Here is a 14,638-nt window from a genome sequence, read left to right as displayed (position 1 = left end):
GGGGAAGTGGGGGCTTTCGGGTCCACGGTTTGCTCGACTGCGCCCGACTCTAGGCCGGCGTGCGCCGGCCACGCAAGCGTGGTGCATGGGGGTTGCCCTGCGCGCAAACGTCCCGCGAACTATCATGCCCGGTTGCCTCGCGCTCTCGATGACTGCTGCCTTGCCCCCTCCTAAAGCTGCCGAAACCCCCGCCATCCGTGTTCGCGGGGCCCGCACGCACAACCTCAAGAACATCGATCTCGACCTGCCCAAGCATGCGCTGGTCGTCATCACGGGGTTGTCGGGCTCGGGCAAGTCCAGCCTGGCGTTCGACACGCTGTACGCCGAGGGTCAGCGCCGCTACGTGGAAAGCCTGTCGGCCTATGCACGGCAGTTCCTGCAGCTGATGGACAAGCCCGACGTCGACGTGATCGAGGGCCTGTCGCCCGCCATCAGCATCGAGCAGAAGGCCACCTCGCACAATCCGCGCTCCACCGTCGGCACGGTGACCGAGATCCACGACTACCTGCGCCTGCTGTATGCCCGCGCCGGCACGCCGTTCTGCCCCGAGCACCACCTGCCGCTGGTGGCCACGCCGGTCAGCCAGATGGTGGACGCGGTGCTGGCATTGCCCGAGGACACCAGGCTGATGGTGCTGGCGCCGGTGGCACGCGACCGCAAGGGCGAGTTCGTCGAGCTGTTCGCCGACATGCAGGCCCAGGGTTACGTGCGCTTCCGCGTCGATGGCCAGGTGGTGGAAGCCGCCGAGCTGCCCAAGCTGAAGAAGGCCGAGAAGCACGACATCGACGTGGTGATCGACCGCGTGAAGATCCGCGCCGATGCGGTGGCCAGCGGCCTGCGCCAGCGGCTGGCGGAGAGTTTCGAGGCCTCGCTGCGCATCGCCGACGGCCGCGCGCTGGCGCTGGAGATGGACAGCGACCGCCAGCACCTGTTCAGCAGCAAGTTCGCCTGCCCGGTGTGCAGCTACTCGCTGCCGGAACTGGAGCCGCGGCTGTTCAGCTTCAACTCGCCGGTGGGCGCCTGCCCGGGCTGCGACGGCCTGGGGCAGGTGACGGTGTTCGACCCCGAACGTGTCGTCGCCTTCCCCTCGCTCAGCCTGGCCAGCGGCGCGATCAAGGGCTGGGACCGCCGCAATGCCTACACCTTCTCCCTGCTGGAGAGCGTGGCCAAGCACTACGGCTTCGACATCGACGAGCCGTTCGAATTGCTGAGCCCCGAGCACCAGCGCGTGCTGCTCTACGGCTCGGGCGGCGACGAGATCAGCTTCAGCTACACCGCCGAGGCGACCAGGCCCGGCGGCCGCTCACGCACCGTCAAGCGCTCGCACCCCTTCGAAGGCATCCTGCCCAACCTGGAGCGCCGCATGCGCGAGACCGACTCGGTCGCGGTGCGCGAAGACCTGGCCCGCTACCAGCACGCCCGCGCCTGCCCCGAGTGCGGCGGCGCGCGGCTGCGGCGCGAGGCGCGCCACGTGCTGCTGCAAGGCGCCGACGGCGAGAAGGGCCGCGCCATCTTCGAGGTGGAGCACGCCACGCTGGCCGATTGCCAGGCCTATTTCGACGGCCTGCACCTGATCGGCGCCAAGGCCGACATCGCCGACAAGGTGGTGCGCGAAATCCGCGCGCGGCTGCGCTTCCTCAACGACGTGGGCCTGAACTACCTCAGCCTGGACCGCAGCGCCGACACGCTGTCGGGCGGCGAGGCGCAGCGCATCCGGCTGGCCAGCCAGATTGGCAGCGGCCTGTCCGGCGTGATGTACGTTCTGGACGAGCCCAGCATCGGCCTGCACCAGCGCGACAACGAGCGCCTCATCGGCACGCTGCAGCACCTGCGCGACCTGGGCAACAGCGTGCTGGTGGTAGAGCATGACGAGGACATGATCCGCGCCGCCGACTACGTGGTGGACATGGGCCCCGGCGCCGGCGTGCACGGCGGCCGCATCATCGCGCAGGGCACGCCGGCCGAGGTGGCGGCGAATCCCGATTCGCTCACCGGCCAGTACCTGGGCCGGGTGCTGCGCATCGAGCGGCCGGCGCCGCCGCTCAGCCCCGTCGGCCGGCCGCAGATGCGCATCGTCGATGCGCGCGGCAACAACCTGAAGGGCGTGACGGTCGAGATCCCGGTGGGCCTGCTCACCTGCGTGACCGGCGTGTCGGGCTCCGGCAAGAGCACGCTGGTCAACGACACGCTGTACCTGGCGGTGGCGCGCAAGCTCTACGGCAGCCACGCCGAGCCGGCGCCGCACGGCGAGATCGAAGGGCTGGACGCGTTCGACAAGGTGATCAACGTCGACCAGAGCCCGATCGGCCGGACACCGCGCAGCAACCCGGCCACCTACACCGGCCTGTTCACGCCGATCCGCGAGATGTTCGCGGAAGTGCCGGCCGCCCGCGAGCGCGGCTACGGCCCGGGCCGCTTCAGCTTCAACGTGGCCGGCGGCCGCTGCGAGGCCTGCCAGGGCGACGGCGTGCTGAAGGTGGAGATGCACTTCCTGCCCGACGTCTACGTGCCCTGCGACGTGTGCCACGGCGCGCGCTACAACCGCGAGACGCTGGAGGTGCTCTACAAGGGCAAGAACATCACCCAGGTGCTGGACATGACGGTGGAGGACGCCACGCCGTTCTTCAGCGCCGTGCCCAACATCGCGCGCAAGCTGCAGACGCTGCTCGACGTGGGCCTGGGTTACATCAAGCTGGGGCAGAGCGCCACCACGCTGTCGGGCGGCGAGGCGCAGCGGGTGAAGCTGGCGCTGGAACTGAGCAAGCGCGACACCGGCCGCACGCTCTACATCCTGGACGAGCCCACCACCGGGCTGCACTTCCACGACATCCGGCTGCTGCTGCAGGTGCTGCACCAACTCAGGGATGCGGGCAACACCATCGTGGTGATCGAGCACAACCTCGACGTCATCAAGACGGCGGACTGGGTGATCGACATGGGCCCCGAAGGCGGGGCCGGCGGCGGCACGCTGGTGGTGGCCGGCACGCCGGAGACGGTGGCCGCCCATGCGGGCAGCCACACCGGGCGCTTCCTCGCGCCCCTGCTCAGCGAATAGGCAGCGCGGCCAGGCGGCGCTTGCGCAGCAGCGCCAGCAGCGCGATGCCGCCCGCCATCAGCGCCCAGGTGCCGGGTTCGGGCACCGGCGGCGGCACGGCAGGGATGGACGGCAGGCTGCCCGAGGGCAGCAGCGGCGCGGTGGGAATCGAGATGGGGCCGCCCAGCGGCGGCGCACCGAACGACGGGCCGATGATCGGGCCGGAGATCGTGCTGGGGGCGCTGGGCAGTGCCGCCAGGCCGATGGCCGGCGTGTCGCCGGTGCCGGCGCCGGTGGGCGGCAGGTTCTCGAAGCTTTCCGGCGGGGGCGCCAGCGCGGTCTGGCCTGCGCCCGGCGGCTCGAAGTCCAGCTCGCCCGGGCCGGCTGCGGTGGCGCCGCCCGCACGGGTGATGCGGCTGACGTTGCGGCACACCGTGGGCACCAGGATGCAATGGCCGCTCTCGCAGTACACCAGGCCGCGCTCCTGCGCGTCCGCCGCCCACTTGTTGCGGGTGACGGTATTGCACACGCTGCCACTGCCGAAGTGCATGTCGCTGATCTCGGCCCTGTACAGGTCCTTGCCGACGATGCTGTCCCGGCGGATGGTGACCATCTCGTCGTACTTGCGCTCCGTCATGCGCTGCTTGAGGCGGGCGCGCACGTCGGGCGGAATGTCGGTGTAGCGGTCCACCGCGGCAGGGATGTCGCCCATGTACGGGTTGTGACCGGGGCTGTCCCAGGAGCAGTTGTTCACCGTCTTGTTGCCGGTGGCTGTCTTGACGCTGCTCTTGACGGGTGCGGCGTGGGCTGGCATCCAACCTGTCACCAGGGACAGGCAGAGGGACCAGACGATCAACGGTTGTTTCATTGGACGGTGGGGAAAGGGGCCAGCGGACGCCTAGTGACTGCTAACTTTACGACCGACGCACATTGTCAGCGGCCGTTGGAAAACTACAGCGTGCTTATGTCGCGAAATGCAGACGTCAAGCGCGAACAGTCTTTTTGTTGGCACGGCTCGTGCCAGACCTGGTCTGTCCACCTGTGCACTTTTTCACGCCGGTGTGACGGTCGTGCAAAAAGTCATCTAATGCGCACTCGACACTTCCCCCTTTGGGGTGGCGTCAAACCGCCTCTGAACACCACCGCAGTACCCCGAGATCCCCGATGAATTACCTGGGGGCCTTGCTCACCAGCCTTGTCGCCAGCGCCGCCTGGGCCGCACCGTATGACGGCCCGCTGTTCGACATGCACCTTCACTACAACGTGGAGGCCTTCGACGCTCACCCGACCGCCGATGTGTTCGCCCGCCTGCAACGCAGTGGCGTGCGGGCGGCGGTGGCCAACAGCCGCCCGAATGAAGGAACCCGCTCGCTGGCCGCCGCACGCGATGAGGCGGGCGCAGCCGGCGTCACCGTGGTGCCCTTCGTGCGGCTGTACCGCAACCGCGCCGATTACACCGGCTGGTTCGCCGACGACAGCATCTACCGCATGGTGCTCGACGAACTGGCGCGCGGCACCCCGGCCGGCCCGTACCGCGGCATCGGCGAATTCCACCTGTACGACAGCACCAACGCGGACGGCCCCGTCGCCCGGCGCCTGATGCAGCTGGCCGAGCAGCGCGGGCTGCTGGTGCTGGCCCATGTGGACGACGACGCGGTGGACCGGCTGATGGCCCATGCCCCCGGCGCCCGGCTGGTGTGGGCCCATACCGGCATCGGCGGCGCGCCGGTGCCGCGTGTCAAGGCCTTGCTCGACCGTTATCCGCAGCTGATGGGCGAGCTGTCCTACCGGCCTGGCCTGACCGAAGGCGGACGCCTCAGCGCCGAGTGGAAGGCGCTGCTCATGGAGTACCCCGGCCGCTTCGCCATCGGCTCCGACACCTGGGTGACGCCCCGCTGGAGCGCCTACGAGACGCTGATGCGCGATGCCCGCGAATGGCTGGGCGACCTGCCGCCCGATGTGGCCCGCCGCATCGGCTGGGCCAATGCCGCCGGCTGGTTCGGCCTTGCGGAGCCGCGGTGAGCGCCAGCCTGCCCCCCGCTGCCGCAGCGCCGTCCATGCTGGACGCCGAGCGCCTGGCCGACTTCGCCCGCGCTTCGGGCGACGTGCTCTGGGAGTGCGACACCGCCTGGCGCTACACCTGGATGGCGGGCTCCACCGATGCGCTGGGTGGGGTCGACGGCGGCAGCCTGATCGGCCAGGCGCTGGCTGACGGACCGCTGCTGGACAGCCATGGCGAGCCCCTGGGCGACGAGCGGCTGTACCACTGGCTGGCACGGCCGGTGGCCTTCAGCGGCGCGTTGACCGAGGTGCGCACCAGCCGCGGCCGCGTGATGGTGTCGCGCTCGGCGGTGCCGCTGTTCAATGCGCTGGGCCTGCATGCGGGCTGGCGCGGCACCGCCCGCGACGTCAGCGTGCGCGTGGCCCTGGCGCGCAGCGAGCGCGAGCGCGACGAGCAGCTGCGCAAGATGACCGCGCTGCTGCCCGGCGCGCTGTACCAGTACCGCGAGGTGCAGGCGGATGCCGGCCACTTCCCTGACGACCTGCTGGATGCCGGCCGCCTGTTCGGCCTGCACACGCAGCTGCTGCATGGTCCGCTGCGGCTGCATCCGGCCGAGCTGCCGGCGCTGCACGAGGCTTACCTGCGTACCCGCCAGGCCCAGGCGCCGTGGCATGTGCAGTTCCGGGTGCTGCAGGCCGATGGCGAGGAACGCTGGCTGGAAAGCCGCGCGATGCCCGAGCAGCCGCCCGAAGGCGGCTGGCTGTGGCATGGCTTCGTCTCCGACATCAGCGAACGCCGTCGAGTGGAGCTGGCGCTGCGCGCGTCGGAGGAGCGGTGGCTGCTGGCCGCCGAGGCCACCGCCACCGGCCTGGCGCAGATCGACTGCCGCGACCAGTCGCTGCTGCTGGACCGCATGGCGTGCATCAACCACGGCCTGGCCTGGCCGCATCCGCCGATGCGGGTGGACGAGTGGCTGGCGCGCATCCATGAGGACGACCGCGAGCTGGCGCGTGCCGCGCTGCAGCGTGCGCAGCATGACGGCGAGCGCATGGAGGCGCGCTACCGCTTCCGGCTGCCGGATGGCGGCCTGCGCTGGCTGGAGGTGTTCGCCCGCGCGCAGATGGATGCCGATGGCCGGCCGTTGACCATCGTGGGCACCTGCCGTGACGTGACGGCGCAGCAGGAGGCGGTGCAGCTGCAGCGCGCCAAGGAAGAGGCCGAGCGCGCCAACCGTGCCAAGAGCGAGCTGCTGTCCCGCGTGAGCCATGAGCTGCGCACGCCGCTCAACGGCATCCTCGGCTTCGCGCAGCTCATGGGGCTGGACCGCGAGCAGCCCCTGGGCGCGGCCCAGCGCCGCCGGCTGGAAGGCGTGGAGCAGGCCGGCCGCCACCTGCTGGCGCTGGTGAACGACGTGCTCGACCTCACGCGGCTGGAGCGCGGCGAGTTCGGCCTGCAGGTGCAGGCCATCGACCTGGTGCGTTCGCTGGAAGCGGCGGTGGGCATGGTGCGGCCGCTGCTGTCGGTGCATTCGGCGCAGCTGCCGGCCGACCTGCCGGCGGGCCCGGTGTGGGTGCAGGCCGATCCGCGCGGGCTGCAGCAGGTGCTGGTGAACCTGCTGTCCAACGCCATCAAGTACAACCGGCCGGGCGGTCAGGTGCGCTTCGAGCTGCGGGCGCTGCCGCTGCAGGTGGTGCTCACCATAGAGGACGAAGGCGCCGGCCTGACCGAGGAGGAGCAGCGCCAGCTGTTCCAGCCCTTCAACCGGCTGGGCGCGGAGCGACAGCGCATCGAAGGCAGCGGCCTGGGCCTGGTGATCGCCAGCGAGCTGGTGCAGTCGATGAACGGTGCGCTGTCAGTCACCAGCCGTGCCGGCGTGGGCAGCCGCTTCAGCGTGGCGCTGGCCCGCGCGGACAGCAATGGCCTGCCCGCGCCGGTGGAGGAGAAGCCGCCCTGGCGCGTCGTCTACATCGAGGACGAGCCGCTGAACGCGCTGCTGATGCAGGAGGTGTTCCGCGCCCAGCGCGGCTGGCACCTGGTGGTGGCGCGCAATGGCGCCGAGGGCCTGGAGCGCGTGCGCACGCTGCTGCCGGACATGGTGCTGGTGGACATGAACCTGCCCGACATGAACGGGCTGCAGATCATCGCGGCGCTGCGCGGCGATGCGCGCACCGCCGGCCTGCGCTGCGTGGCGCTGTCGGCCGATGCGATGTCGGAGCAGATCGCCGCCGCACGCCAGGCCGGCTTCGACGACTACTGGACCAAGCCCATCGACGTGGCCCGCATGCTCCAGACGGTGGAGCAGGCCATCCGCGCGCGGCCCTGAAGGCCCCAAAGAAAAAGCCGGTGCTGAGTTCATCAGCACCGGCTCTTGTTCGATGGCGCCTTGCGGCGCCTGCTCGAACGGCTTACTTCAGGTGATCGTTGATCAGCTTGGTCATCTCGAACATCGAGACCTGATCCTTCTTGAAGATCGCCTTCAGCTTCGCGTCCGCGTTGATCATGCGCTTGTTCTCGGCGTCCTGGAGCTTGTTCTTCTTGATGTAGTCCCAGACCTTCTTGGTGACCTCGGTGCGCGGTGCCGGCGTGGCGCCAATGACGGCGGCCAGTGCTTCACTCGGGGTCATCGCCTTCATGAAGGCTGCGCTCGGGGTGCGCTTCTTGGCGGCCGGTGCGGCCTTCTTCGCGGGGGCCTTGGCCGTGGCCTTGATCGGTGGCTTGGCGCCACCGACCTTCTTGGCCGGAGCCTTCTTCGCCGGGGCCTTCTTGGCCGGCGCCTTCTTCGCAGTTGCCATTTTGAATTCGCTCCATCAAGAGTTGGTTGATGTGCCGGGTGGAGGTGAGGGCCGCATGAGCCATCGTTTCTCTCTGGGCACCCTGCGGCGCGAATGGTACTGCTTGCGTCAGGGGCTGAGAAGCCGTTTTCCCTCGGAGAACACGCGTAGAAGCGCTAGGACAAGGCCTATTTCAAGCCCCACGGCACATCGAAGAAGAGTTCGCGCGTGGCCTCGGCCGGATTGGCACATCCGCACAGCGCCATCGCCACCTCCAGTTCGTCGCGCAGCACGCGCAGCACATGGGCCACGCCGATGGCGCCGCAGGTGGCCAGCGCATGCATGTAGGGCCGGCCGATGAGCACCGCGCGTGCACCCAGGGCCAGGGCCTTGAGCACGTCGGTGCCACGCTGGATGCCACCGTCCACCAGCAGCGGCAGGGCATCGCCCACCGCATCGGCGATGCGGGGCAGCACCCAGGCCGTGGGCGCGGCGGTGTCCAGGGTGCGGCCGCCGTGGTTGGAGACGATGAGGCCATCGACCCGCTGGCGCACGGCTTCGCGCGCGTCCTCGGGGGTGCATCACGCCCTTGAGCAGCAGCGGCAGCCTGGTGTGGCTGCGCAGGGTGTCGATCTCGTCCCAGGTGGGCGCATCGGGCATCAGTGCATCGAACACCCAGCTCTGCGAAGGCGTGAGCTGCGTGCGCGGTGCCTTGGGCAGCGCGGCCAGGTTGACCGCGGACACATCGGCCGGCAGCTTGAGCCCGGCGCGGCGCTCGCGGTCGCGCACGCCATGGCTGGGCGCATCGACGGTGAGCACGATGGCCTCGTAACCCGAGGCTTCGGCACGCTGCACCAGTTCGCGGGTGAAGCCGCGGTCATGCTGCATGTACAGCTGGAACCACAGCGGGCCACGGTCGGCATCGGACAGCACGGCCCGGGCCACGTCCTCCATCAGCACGCTGGCCTGCGCGCTGAGGATGAAGCCGGCGCCCTGTGCGGCCGCCGCATGCGCGCTCGCCAGCTCCCCATCGGGATGGGCCAGCCGCTGGTAGGCCACCGGCGCCAGCAGCAGCGGATGCGCCAGCGTGCGGCCCAGCAGCTGCACGCGGGTGTGGCCGCCGGCCAGGCGCCGCAGCACGCGCGGCACCAGGGCCAGGTGGTCCCAGGCGGCGCGGTTGGCGCGCAGGGTGATCTCGTCGGCCGCACCGCCGGCCAGGTAGGCCCAGGCGTTTTCGTCGAGCCGGGCGCGGGCATGGGCCGCGTAGTCGGGCAGGCTCACCACGTCGGCCGGCACCTGCTCCAGCGCGGGCACGCGCGGCCTGCCGGTACCGCTCATGTGGCGGCCCACATGCGCAGCAGGTTGTGGTACGTGCCGGTGAGGGCCACGGCGGCATCGGTCTCGCCGTGCTGCTCGCGCAGGCGCATCAGGTTCATGTCGAGGTCGAACAGCAGCTGGCGCTGCTCGTCACTGCGCACCATGCTCTCGATCCAGAAGAAGCTGGCCAGCCGCTGGCCACGCGTGACCGGCGCCACGTGGTGAACGCTGGTGCCGGGGTACAGCACCAGGTGGCCGGCTGGCAGCTTCACGTGCTGCTCGCCGAAGGCGGTGTGCACTACCAGCTCGCCGCCGTCATAGCTGTCGGGCTCGCTCAGGAACAGCGTGCAGGACAGATCGGTGCGCACCCGCTCGCCGTTGTCGGGCGAGAAGCGGATGGCCTGGTCCACATGCGCGCCGTAGGTGTTGGTGGCGCCGCCGTAGCGGTTGAACATCGGCGGCAGCACGCGCCGCGGCAGCGCCGCGGAGAACACGATGGGGTGCCGGTCGAGCGCCTTCAGCACCAGCGTGCGCAGCTGCGCCGCCGCCTCGCAGCGGTGGGGCAGCTGTTCGTTGTTCTTCACCGCGGCGGCCTGCGGGCCGGCGGTGGACCGCCCGTCGGTCCACGGTGCGCCGGCCAGCAGCGCGCGGGCGTGCTGCAGTTCGGCGGCATCGAGCACGTCGGGGACGGTCAACAGCATGGCGGTGGGCTCTCAGAAGGTGTAGGTGCCGGTGAGCATCACGGTGCGCGGCTTGCCGGCAATGTAGTGCCCGCGGTAGAGCATGTCGGCATAGTGCTTGTCGGTGAAGTTGCTGACGTTGAGCTTGAACGCCAGCTTGTCCATCGTGTACTCGGCCATCAGGTCACCCGTCACCCAGCGCGGCGCGACGATGGTGCTCTGCAGCGGCTTCATGCCGCTGCGCGCGTTGATGCCGGCGCCCACGCGCCAGTTGGGGGTGAGCTGGTAGGTCGTCCACACGGTGCCGCTGTGCTTGGGCGTCAGGCCCGGGCGCGAGCCCACCTGCTCGCCGGCGGCCAGCGTGGTGCCATCCGGGGCGCCCTTGTCGATCTTGGCGCTGGGGATCCAGGCGTACGACGCGAACACCTCCCACTGCGGCGTGATGCGGCCGGCGATGTCGATGTCCAGGCCGGCGGCATGGCGCTCGCCCGACAGCAGGTAGTTGGTCGGGTTGGCGGTGTCGCTGTCGCGGTTGCGCTCGTTGTACTTGGTGGCGTGGAAGATCGCGAAGCTGGTGGTGTACTTGCCTTCGGCCCAGTCCAGCTTGCCGCCCAGCTCGATGTTGCGGCTCTTCTCCGGCGCGGTGTTGCGCGAGAGGTTGTCGTACTGGTAGGTGTCGCCCGAGGTGTTGAACGAGGTGCCGTACTGCAGGTGGAACGAGGCGAACGGCGTGGGCTGGTACAGCACCGCGAAGCGGCGGCTCCACAGCGAATCGCTGCGGTCGCCATCCGCCGCGTCGGTGGTGCTGAGGGTGTTGTACTTGCCCTCGAACTTGTCGAAGCGCAGGCCGGCCAGCACCTTCCAGTTCGGCGCGATCTGCAGCTGGTCACGCACGTAGGCGCCGATGCCCTTGGAATCGAAGCGGCGGTTCTGGCTCACGATGCGCAGCGATTCGTCCACGCCCACGCCGTTGTCGGGCGTGCCGATGGTGGTGGTGGGCTTGGTGACCGTCACGCCCGGGGGCAGGCTGAAGGCATAGCCGATGAACTTGTCGTCGGTGAAGTCCACGCCGGCGGCGATGTCGTGCGTGCCGCCGAAGCCCTTGAACTTGCCGGTGTAGTCGCTCTGCAGCGCCACGGTGTCCAGGTCCATCGCCTTGTTCTGCGTGCCGCGGGTCAGCACGGTGGCGTCGCTGATGTTGTCCCGGTCGACGGCCACGCGGCCCGGCTGTGCATTCGCGCCGGCGAAGCGCACGGCACTGGCGCGCTGGTCGCGCTGGTACTTGGAGATGCGCAGCGCACTGCGCAGCTCGCCGCCGTTGTCGAAGCGGTGCACATGCTGCGCGGTGCCGATGGTGACGTTCGCCTTGGCGTAGTCGCTGGACATGCCGTAGTAGCTGCGCGGACTCACCGGCACCAGGCCGGGGCCGCCGTCCTTGCCGGCGCCGTTCAGCCAGGGCAGGCCGTAGGTCACGCCGTTGTCGTTGTCCAGCAGGTACAGGCCGACGCTGAACTCGTCCGCCAGGCCGATACCCCAGCGGAAGGTGGGCGCGATGCCGCGCTTGTCGATCTTGTTGCCCCAGTTGTCGGCCATGTTGGCCATGGCGTTGATGCGCAGGGCCGCGTTGTCGCCGGTCTTGATGTTGAGGTCGGTGGTGGCGCGCACGTAGTTGCCCGAGCCCACCGTGACCGAGACTTCCTTCTGGTCGTAGCTGAAAGGCTGCTTGCTCACCTGGTTCACCGCGCCGCCGGTGGAGCCGCGGCCGAACAGCATCGAGGCCGAGCCGCGCAGCAGCTCCAGGCGGTCCCAGTTGAAGGAATCGCGCTCGTAGAAGGCCGGGTCGCGGATGCCGTCGATGAAGATGTCGCCGGTGGACTGCAGCGAGAAGCCGCGCAGGCGGATGTCTTCCTCGCCGCCCTCAGCCGCCTGGAAGCTGATGCCGGCGGTGCTCTTCAACGCGTCCTTCAGCGTGTCGAGGTTTCGGTCGTCGATCAGGCGCTCGGTCAGCACGGTGATCGACTGCGGCACGTCGCGCAGCTCCTGCTTGCCCTTGCCGATGCGGGTGTCCGTGGCCTGCACGTTCTGCTTGCTGGTGGGCGCGGTCTCGGCCGCGGCCTTGGCGCGGATGGCCGGCAGGGCCTCGGCGTCCTGCTTGGGCGGTTCGGTCTGGGCGATGGCCAGGCTGGCGAAGCCGAAGCCGGCGGCCAGGGCGCCCAGCGGCAGCATGGCCGGGCGGGAGGTGCGTTTAGACATGGGTGTCCCTCTCAGACGATCTTGATGGTCGTGGTGTGTCGCTTGCCGCCAGGCATGCGGCAAGGCAAGCGGCAAGGCTTCCGGCGGGCGGTGGCTGGCCGGGGATCAGGTCGCCGGCGGCGTCAGCGGGCTTCGGGTTCGCTCACGAAGCCGATCTTTCCGAGGCCGGCGCGCGAGGCATCGGCCAGCGTCTCGGCGACGTTGCGGTAGGCCACGTTCTGGTCGGCGCGCAGCTGGATCTCGGGCTGCGGCTGCTTCTGGCCTTCGGCCACGAAGCGCTGGGCCGCGGCTTCGCGCGTGACCGGCTCGCCGTTCCAGTAGCGGGTGCCGGCCGCGTCGATGGCGAACTCGATGCGCTCGGGCTTGGGCTGGTTGTCCTGCGCATCGACCTTGGGCAGGTCGAGCTTGACGGCCTGGGTGAGCAGCGGCGCGGTGACGATGAAGATCACCAGCAGCACCAGCATCACGTCGATCAGCGGCACCATGTTGATCTCGGCCACCGGCGCGTTGCTGCGCTTGGCGTCGAAGGAAGCGAAGGCCATGGTCGGTTACTCCTGCGGTGGCCGGTCAGGCGGCCGAGGTCGCCGGCTTCAGCGGGCGCACGCTGGCGCTGCTGGCCTGCTGCGCACCGGCGCCCGGGGCTTCGCCCAGCGTGAGGAAGCTGTGCAGCTCGTAGGCGAAGGCGTCCAGCCGCGCGGTGAGCACGCGGTTGCTGCGGGTGAAGGCGTTGTAGGCCATCACTGCCGGGATGGCCACGGCCAGGCCGATGCCGGTCATGATCAACGCCTCGCCCACCGGGCCGGCCACCTTGTCCAGCGTGCCGGAGCCGCTCATGCCGATGGCCACCAGCGCGTGATACACGCCCCACACGGTGCCGAACAGGCCGACGAACGGCGCGGTGGCGCCCACCGTGGCCAGCGTGGTCAGGCCGCTTTCCAGCCGGGTGGTTTCCTCGTCCAGCACCTTCTTGATGGTGCGCGTGATGAAGTCGTTGGCGCTGCCGGCTTCGGCCAGGCGCGCGGCGCCGTGCTTGGCATGGTGGGCCTGCGCATGCATCGAATGCGCGGTGAGGTGCGAGAACGGATCACGCGCGCCGTGGGTGGCGATTTCGTGCTGCACCGCATCCAGCGAACGCGCGTTCCAGAAGAAGTCGAGGAAGGCCGTGCTGCGGCGGTTGCGCACGAGGGCGGTGAAACCCTTGAGCGCGATCAGCGCCCACGAGACGACCGACATCACGATCAGGATGCCGAGCAGCGTCTTGCCGACCACGTCGCTCTGCGCGATGAAGTGGCCGAAGCCGAGGGTGTTGGTGGGTTCCATCGAAGTCATCACTCCAGTTCGTAGATAAACGAGGCCGTGCTTTCGCACACCACGGCCACGCCGTTTTCAGTGCAGGGCTCGAAGCGCGCCTGGCCCATGGCCGAGGTGGCGTTGGCGTCCAGCCGCGGGTGGCCCGACGAGCGGATCACCGCCCACTGCGTGGGCATGCCGCGGGTGTCCACCACGACGCGCAGCACCACGGTGCCGGACTCGCCCATGCGCCGCGAGGCCAACGGCACTTCGGTCTTGGGCGCCACACGCCATTTCAGGGAGCTGGCCGGCACCACCTTGGGCCCCACCGGGGCCGGTGCGGGCGTGGGCGGCGCCGGCGGTGCGGGTGGCGTGAACACTTCCTGCTGCACCGGCGGTTCGGGCGGGGAGGCGGCACGGTGTAGGCCGGCGCGGGCGCTGGCGACGGTGCGGCGGCGATCACCGGTGCCGGCTTGGGCGGCGTGGGCGTGCGGGGTCGGGGCGGAGGAGGCGGTGGTGGCGGGGTGGGCACCGGGGCCGGCGGGGCCACGATGTCCACCACGATGGGCGCCACCTCGGCCACGGCCTGGCGCACCGCATCCACCTGCAGCAGGGCCCACAGCGCAGCCACATGGGCGGCGACGATGCCGGCGGTGAGGGCGGTGCGCGCGGCGGCGGGCAATTCGTCCCGGCTGGAGGGAGGGCGCACCGAGCGGGTGGGCACCGATGGCGGCGCTTCCGCAGCCGCGGGCGCGGCGGGAGCGGTCAATCGGGCGGAGTTCATGAGGCTGGGTGGGAACGACTGCTGCTCAAAGTAAATTTATCGTAACACGAATGAGAATGGTTCTTATTGAGTCTGACATGTCGGCCCGGGTTTGTCTGATGGACACGACAGCCGGCCTGCGGCAGGTATGCTGCGCCGCATGAAACTAATCGTTCGCTGGTTGCTGCTGGCCGCCGCCCTGTTGCTGGTGGCGTATCTCTACCCAGGCGTGGTGGTCAAGAGCTTCGGCTCGGCCATGATCGCGGCGCTGGTGCTGGGCCTGCTCAACACCATCGTGCGACCCGTGCTGGTGCTGCTGACGCTGCCCGTCACGCTGCTCACGCTGGGGCTGTTCCTGTTCGTCATCAACGCCGCGGTGTTCTGGATGGCCGCCGGCGTGCTGGACGGCTTCTATGTCACAGGCTTCGTGGCGGCGCTGGTGGGCTCGCTGATCTACAGCCTGGCCGGCATGGTGATCGACGTGGCGATGGAACGGATCTTCTAGCCGCGCCTTCGTCGCGCGGCGCG

General features: G+C 69.7%; 12 protein-coding genes and 1 pseudogene. 4 read left to right on the top strand and 9 right to left on the bottom strand.

Annotated elements, in window-relative coordinates; all coding sequences use genetic code 11:
- Positions 1 to 160: 160 nt before the first annotated feature.
- A complete protein-coding gene (gene uvrA, locus LRS14_RS12125; RefSeq protein ID WP_257799687.1) occupies positions 161 to 3,055 on the top strand; it encodes an excinuclease ABC subunit UvrA in 2,895 nt (964 codons plus the stop codon).
- Here uvrA and LRS14_RS12120 read toward each other — a convergent pair.
- A complete protein-coding gene (locus LRS14_RS12120) occupies positions 3,045 to 3,848 on the bottom strand; it encodes an MHFG family PEP-CTERM protein (RefSeq protein ID WP_257799686.1) in 804 nt (267 codons plus the stop codon). The two genes, uvrA and LRS14_RS12120, sit on opposite strands and share 11 nt — an antisense overlap.
- A 350-nt stretch (positions 3,849 to 4,198) precedes the next feature.
- Here LRS14_RS12120 and LRS14_RS12115 point away from each other — a divergent pair, with 350 nt between their 5' ends.
- Both LRS14_RS12115 and LRS14_RS12110 read left to right on the top strand, forming a co-directional pair.
- Positions 4,199 to 5,056 carry an amidohydrolase family protein gene (locus LRS14_RS12115; protein ID WP_046113125.1) on the top strand — a complete coding sequence of 286 codons (858 nt, stop codon included), beginning with the start codon at positions 4,199 to 4,201 and terminating at the stop codon, positions 5,054 to 5,056.
- Positions 5,053 to 7,359: an ATP-binding protein gene (locus tag LRS14_RS12110; protein WP_257799685.1), complete on the top strand. Its 2,307-nt coding sequence runs from the start codon at positions 5,053 to 5,055 to the stop codon at positions 7,357 to 7,359. Before LRS14_RS12115 ends, LRS14_RS12110 begins: the two co-directional genes overlap by 4 nt.
- An 82-nt stretch (positions 7,360 to 7,441) precedes the next feature.
- On the opposite strand, the gene LRS14_RS12105 is transcribed toward LRS14_RS12110, so the two are convergent.
- From LRS14_RS12105 to LRS14_RS12070, 8 genes and pseudogenes are all read right to left on the bottom strand, one after another.
- Entirely contained in the window at positions 7,442 to 7,828 is a 387-nt protein-coding gene (locus tag LRS14_RS12105) for an SWIB/MDM2 domain-containing protein (protein ID WP_257799684.1), read from the bottom strand.
- 167 nt (positions 7,829 to 7,995) lie between these two features.
- A pseudogene (locus tag LRS14_RS12100) lies at positions 7,996 to 9,145 on the bottom strand (alpha-hydroxy acid oxidase).
- Positions 9,142 to 9,825 (bottom strand): Fe2+-dependent dioxygenase, encoded by a 684-nt coding sequence (locus LRS14_RS12095; RefSeq protein ID WP_257799683.1) that lies wholly within the window; start codon positions 9,823 to 9,825, stop codon positions 9,142 to 9,144. The pseudogene LRS14_RS12100 and the gene LRS14_RS12095 overlap by 4 nt, the downstream one beginning before the upstream one ends.
- A gap of 12 nt (positions 9,826 to 9,837) precedes the next feature.
- Positions 9,838 to 12,057 carry a TonB-dependent siderophore receptor gene (locus tag LRS14_RS12090; protein WP_046113129.1) on the bottom strand — a complete coding sequence of 740 codons (2,220 nt, stop codon included), beginning with the start codon at positions 12,055 to 12,057 and terminating at the stop codon, positions 9,838 to 9,840.
- Between the two features lie 122 nt (positions 12,058 to 12,179).
- Positions 12,180 to 12,599, bottom strand: coding sequence for a biopolymer transporter ExbD (locus LRS14_RS12085; protein ID WP_046113130.1), 420 nt, complete (start codon positions 12,597 to 12,599; stop codon positions 12,180 to 12,182).
- A gap of 25 nt (positions 12,600 to 12,624) precedes the next feature.
- Positions 12,625 to 13,386 carry a MotA/TolQ/ExbB proton channel family protein gene (locus tag LRS14_RS12080; protein WP_404977550.1) on the bottom strand — a complete coding sequence of 254 codons (762 nt, stop codon included), beginning with the start codon at positions 13,384 to 13,386 and terminating at the stop codon, positions 12,625 to 12,627.
- The gene (locus LRS14_RS12075) at positions 13,386 to 13,634 is read right to left on the bottom strand and encodes an energy transducer TonB (protein WP_257799682.1); all 249 of its coding nucleotides are present in this window, start codon (positions 13,632 to 13,634) and stop codon (positions 13,386 to 13,388) included. The genes LRS14_RS12080 and LRS14_RS12075 overlap by 1 nt, the downstream gene beginning before the upstream one ends.
- A gap of 8 nt (positions 13,635 to 13,642) precedes the next feature.
- Positions 13,643 to 14,116, bottom strand: coding sequence for a hypothetical protein (locus LRS14_RS12070; protein WP_257799681.1), 474 nt, complete (start codon positions 14,114 to 14,116; stop codon positions 13,643 to 13,645).
- Between the two features lie 154 nt (positions 14,117 to 14,270).
- On the opposite strand from LRS14_RS12070, the gene LRS14_RS12065 reads away from it, so the two are divergent.
- Positions 14,271 to 14,615 carry a phage holin family protein gene (locus tag LRS14_RS12065; protein WP_257799680.1) on the top strand — a complete coding sequence of 115 codons (345 nt, stop codon included), beginning with the start codon at positions 14,271 to 14,273 and terminating at the stop codon, positions 14,613 to 14,615.
- The last annotated feature ends 23 nt before the right edge of the window (positions 14,616 to 14,638 follow it).

The sequence above is a fragment of the Aquincola sp. J276 genome (assembly GCF_024700035.1).
Lineage (GTDB): Bacteria > Pseudomonadota > Gammaproteobacteria > Burkholderiales > Burkholderiaceae_C > Aquincola > Aquincola tertiaricarbonis.
The sequence above is the reverse complement of the archived record's forward strand: the minus strand, read 5'-3'. Positions and strand labels throughout refer to the sequence as shown.

Excerpts from the sequence above, each read along its gene's own strand:
- LRS14_RS12120 (WP_257799686.1), bottom strand. The coding sequence starts at position 3,848 with ATGCCAGCCCACGCCGCACCCGTCAAGAGCAGCGTCAAGACAGCCACC.
- LRS14_RS12115 (WP_046113125.1), top strand. The coding sequence starts at position 4,199 with ATGAATTACCTGGGGGCCTTGCTCACCAGCCTTGTCGCCAGCGCCGCC.
- LRS14_RS12105 (WP_257799684.1), bottom strand. The coding sequence starts at position 7,828 with ATGGCAACTGCGAAGAAGGCGCCGGCCAAGAAGGCCCCGGCGAAGAAG.
- LRS14_RS12095 (WP_257799683.1), bottom strand. The coding sequence starts at position 9,825 with ATGCTGTTGACCGTCCCCGACGTGCTCGATGCCGCCGAACTGCAGCAC.
- LRS14_RS12090 (WP_046113129.1), bottom strand. The coding sequence starts at position 12,057 with ATGTCTAAACGCACCTCCCGCCCGGCCATGCTGCCGCTGGGCGCCCTG.
- LRS14_RS12085 (WP_046113130.1), bottom strand. The coding sequence starts at position 12,599 with ATGGCCTTCGCTTCCTTCGACGCCAAGCGCAGCAACGCGCCGGTGGCC.
- LRS14_RS12080 (WP_404977550.1), bottom strand. The coding sequence starts at position 13,386 with ATGACTTCGATGGAACCCACCAACACCCTCGGCTTCGGCCACTTCATC.
- LRS14_RS12065 (WP_257799680.1), top strand. The coding sequence starts at position 14,271 with ATGAAACTAATCGTTCGCTGGTTGCTGCTGGCCGCCGCCCTGTTGCTG.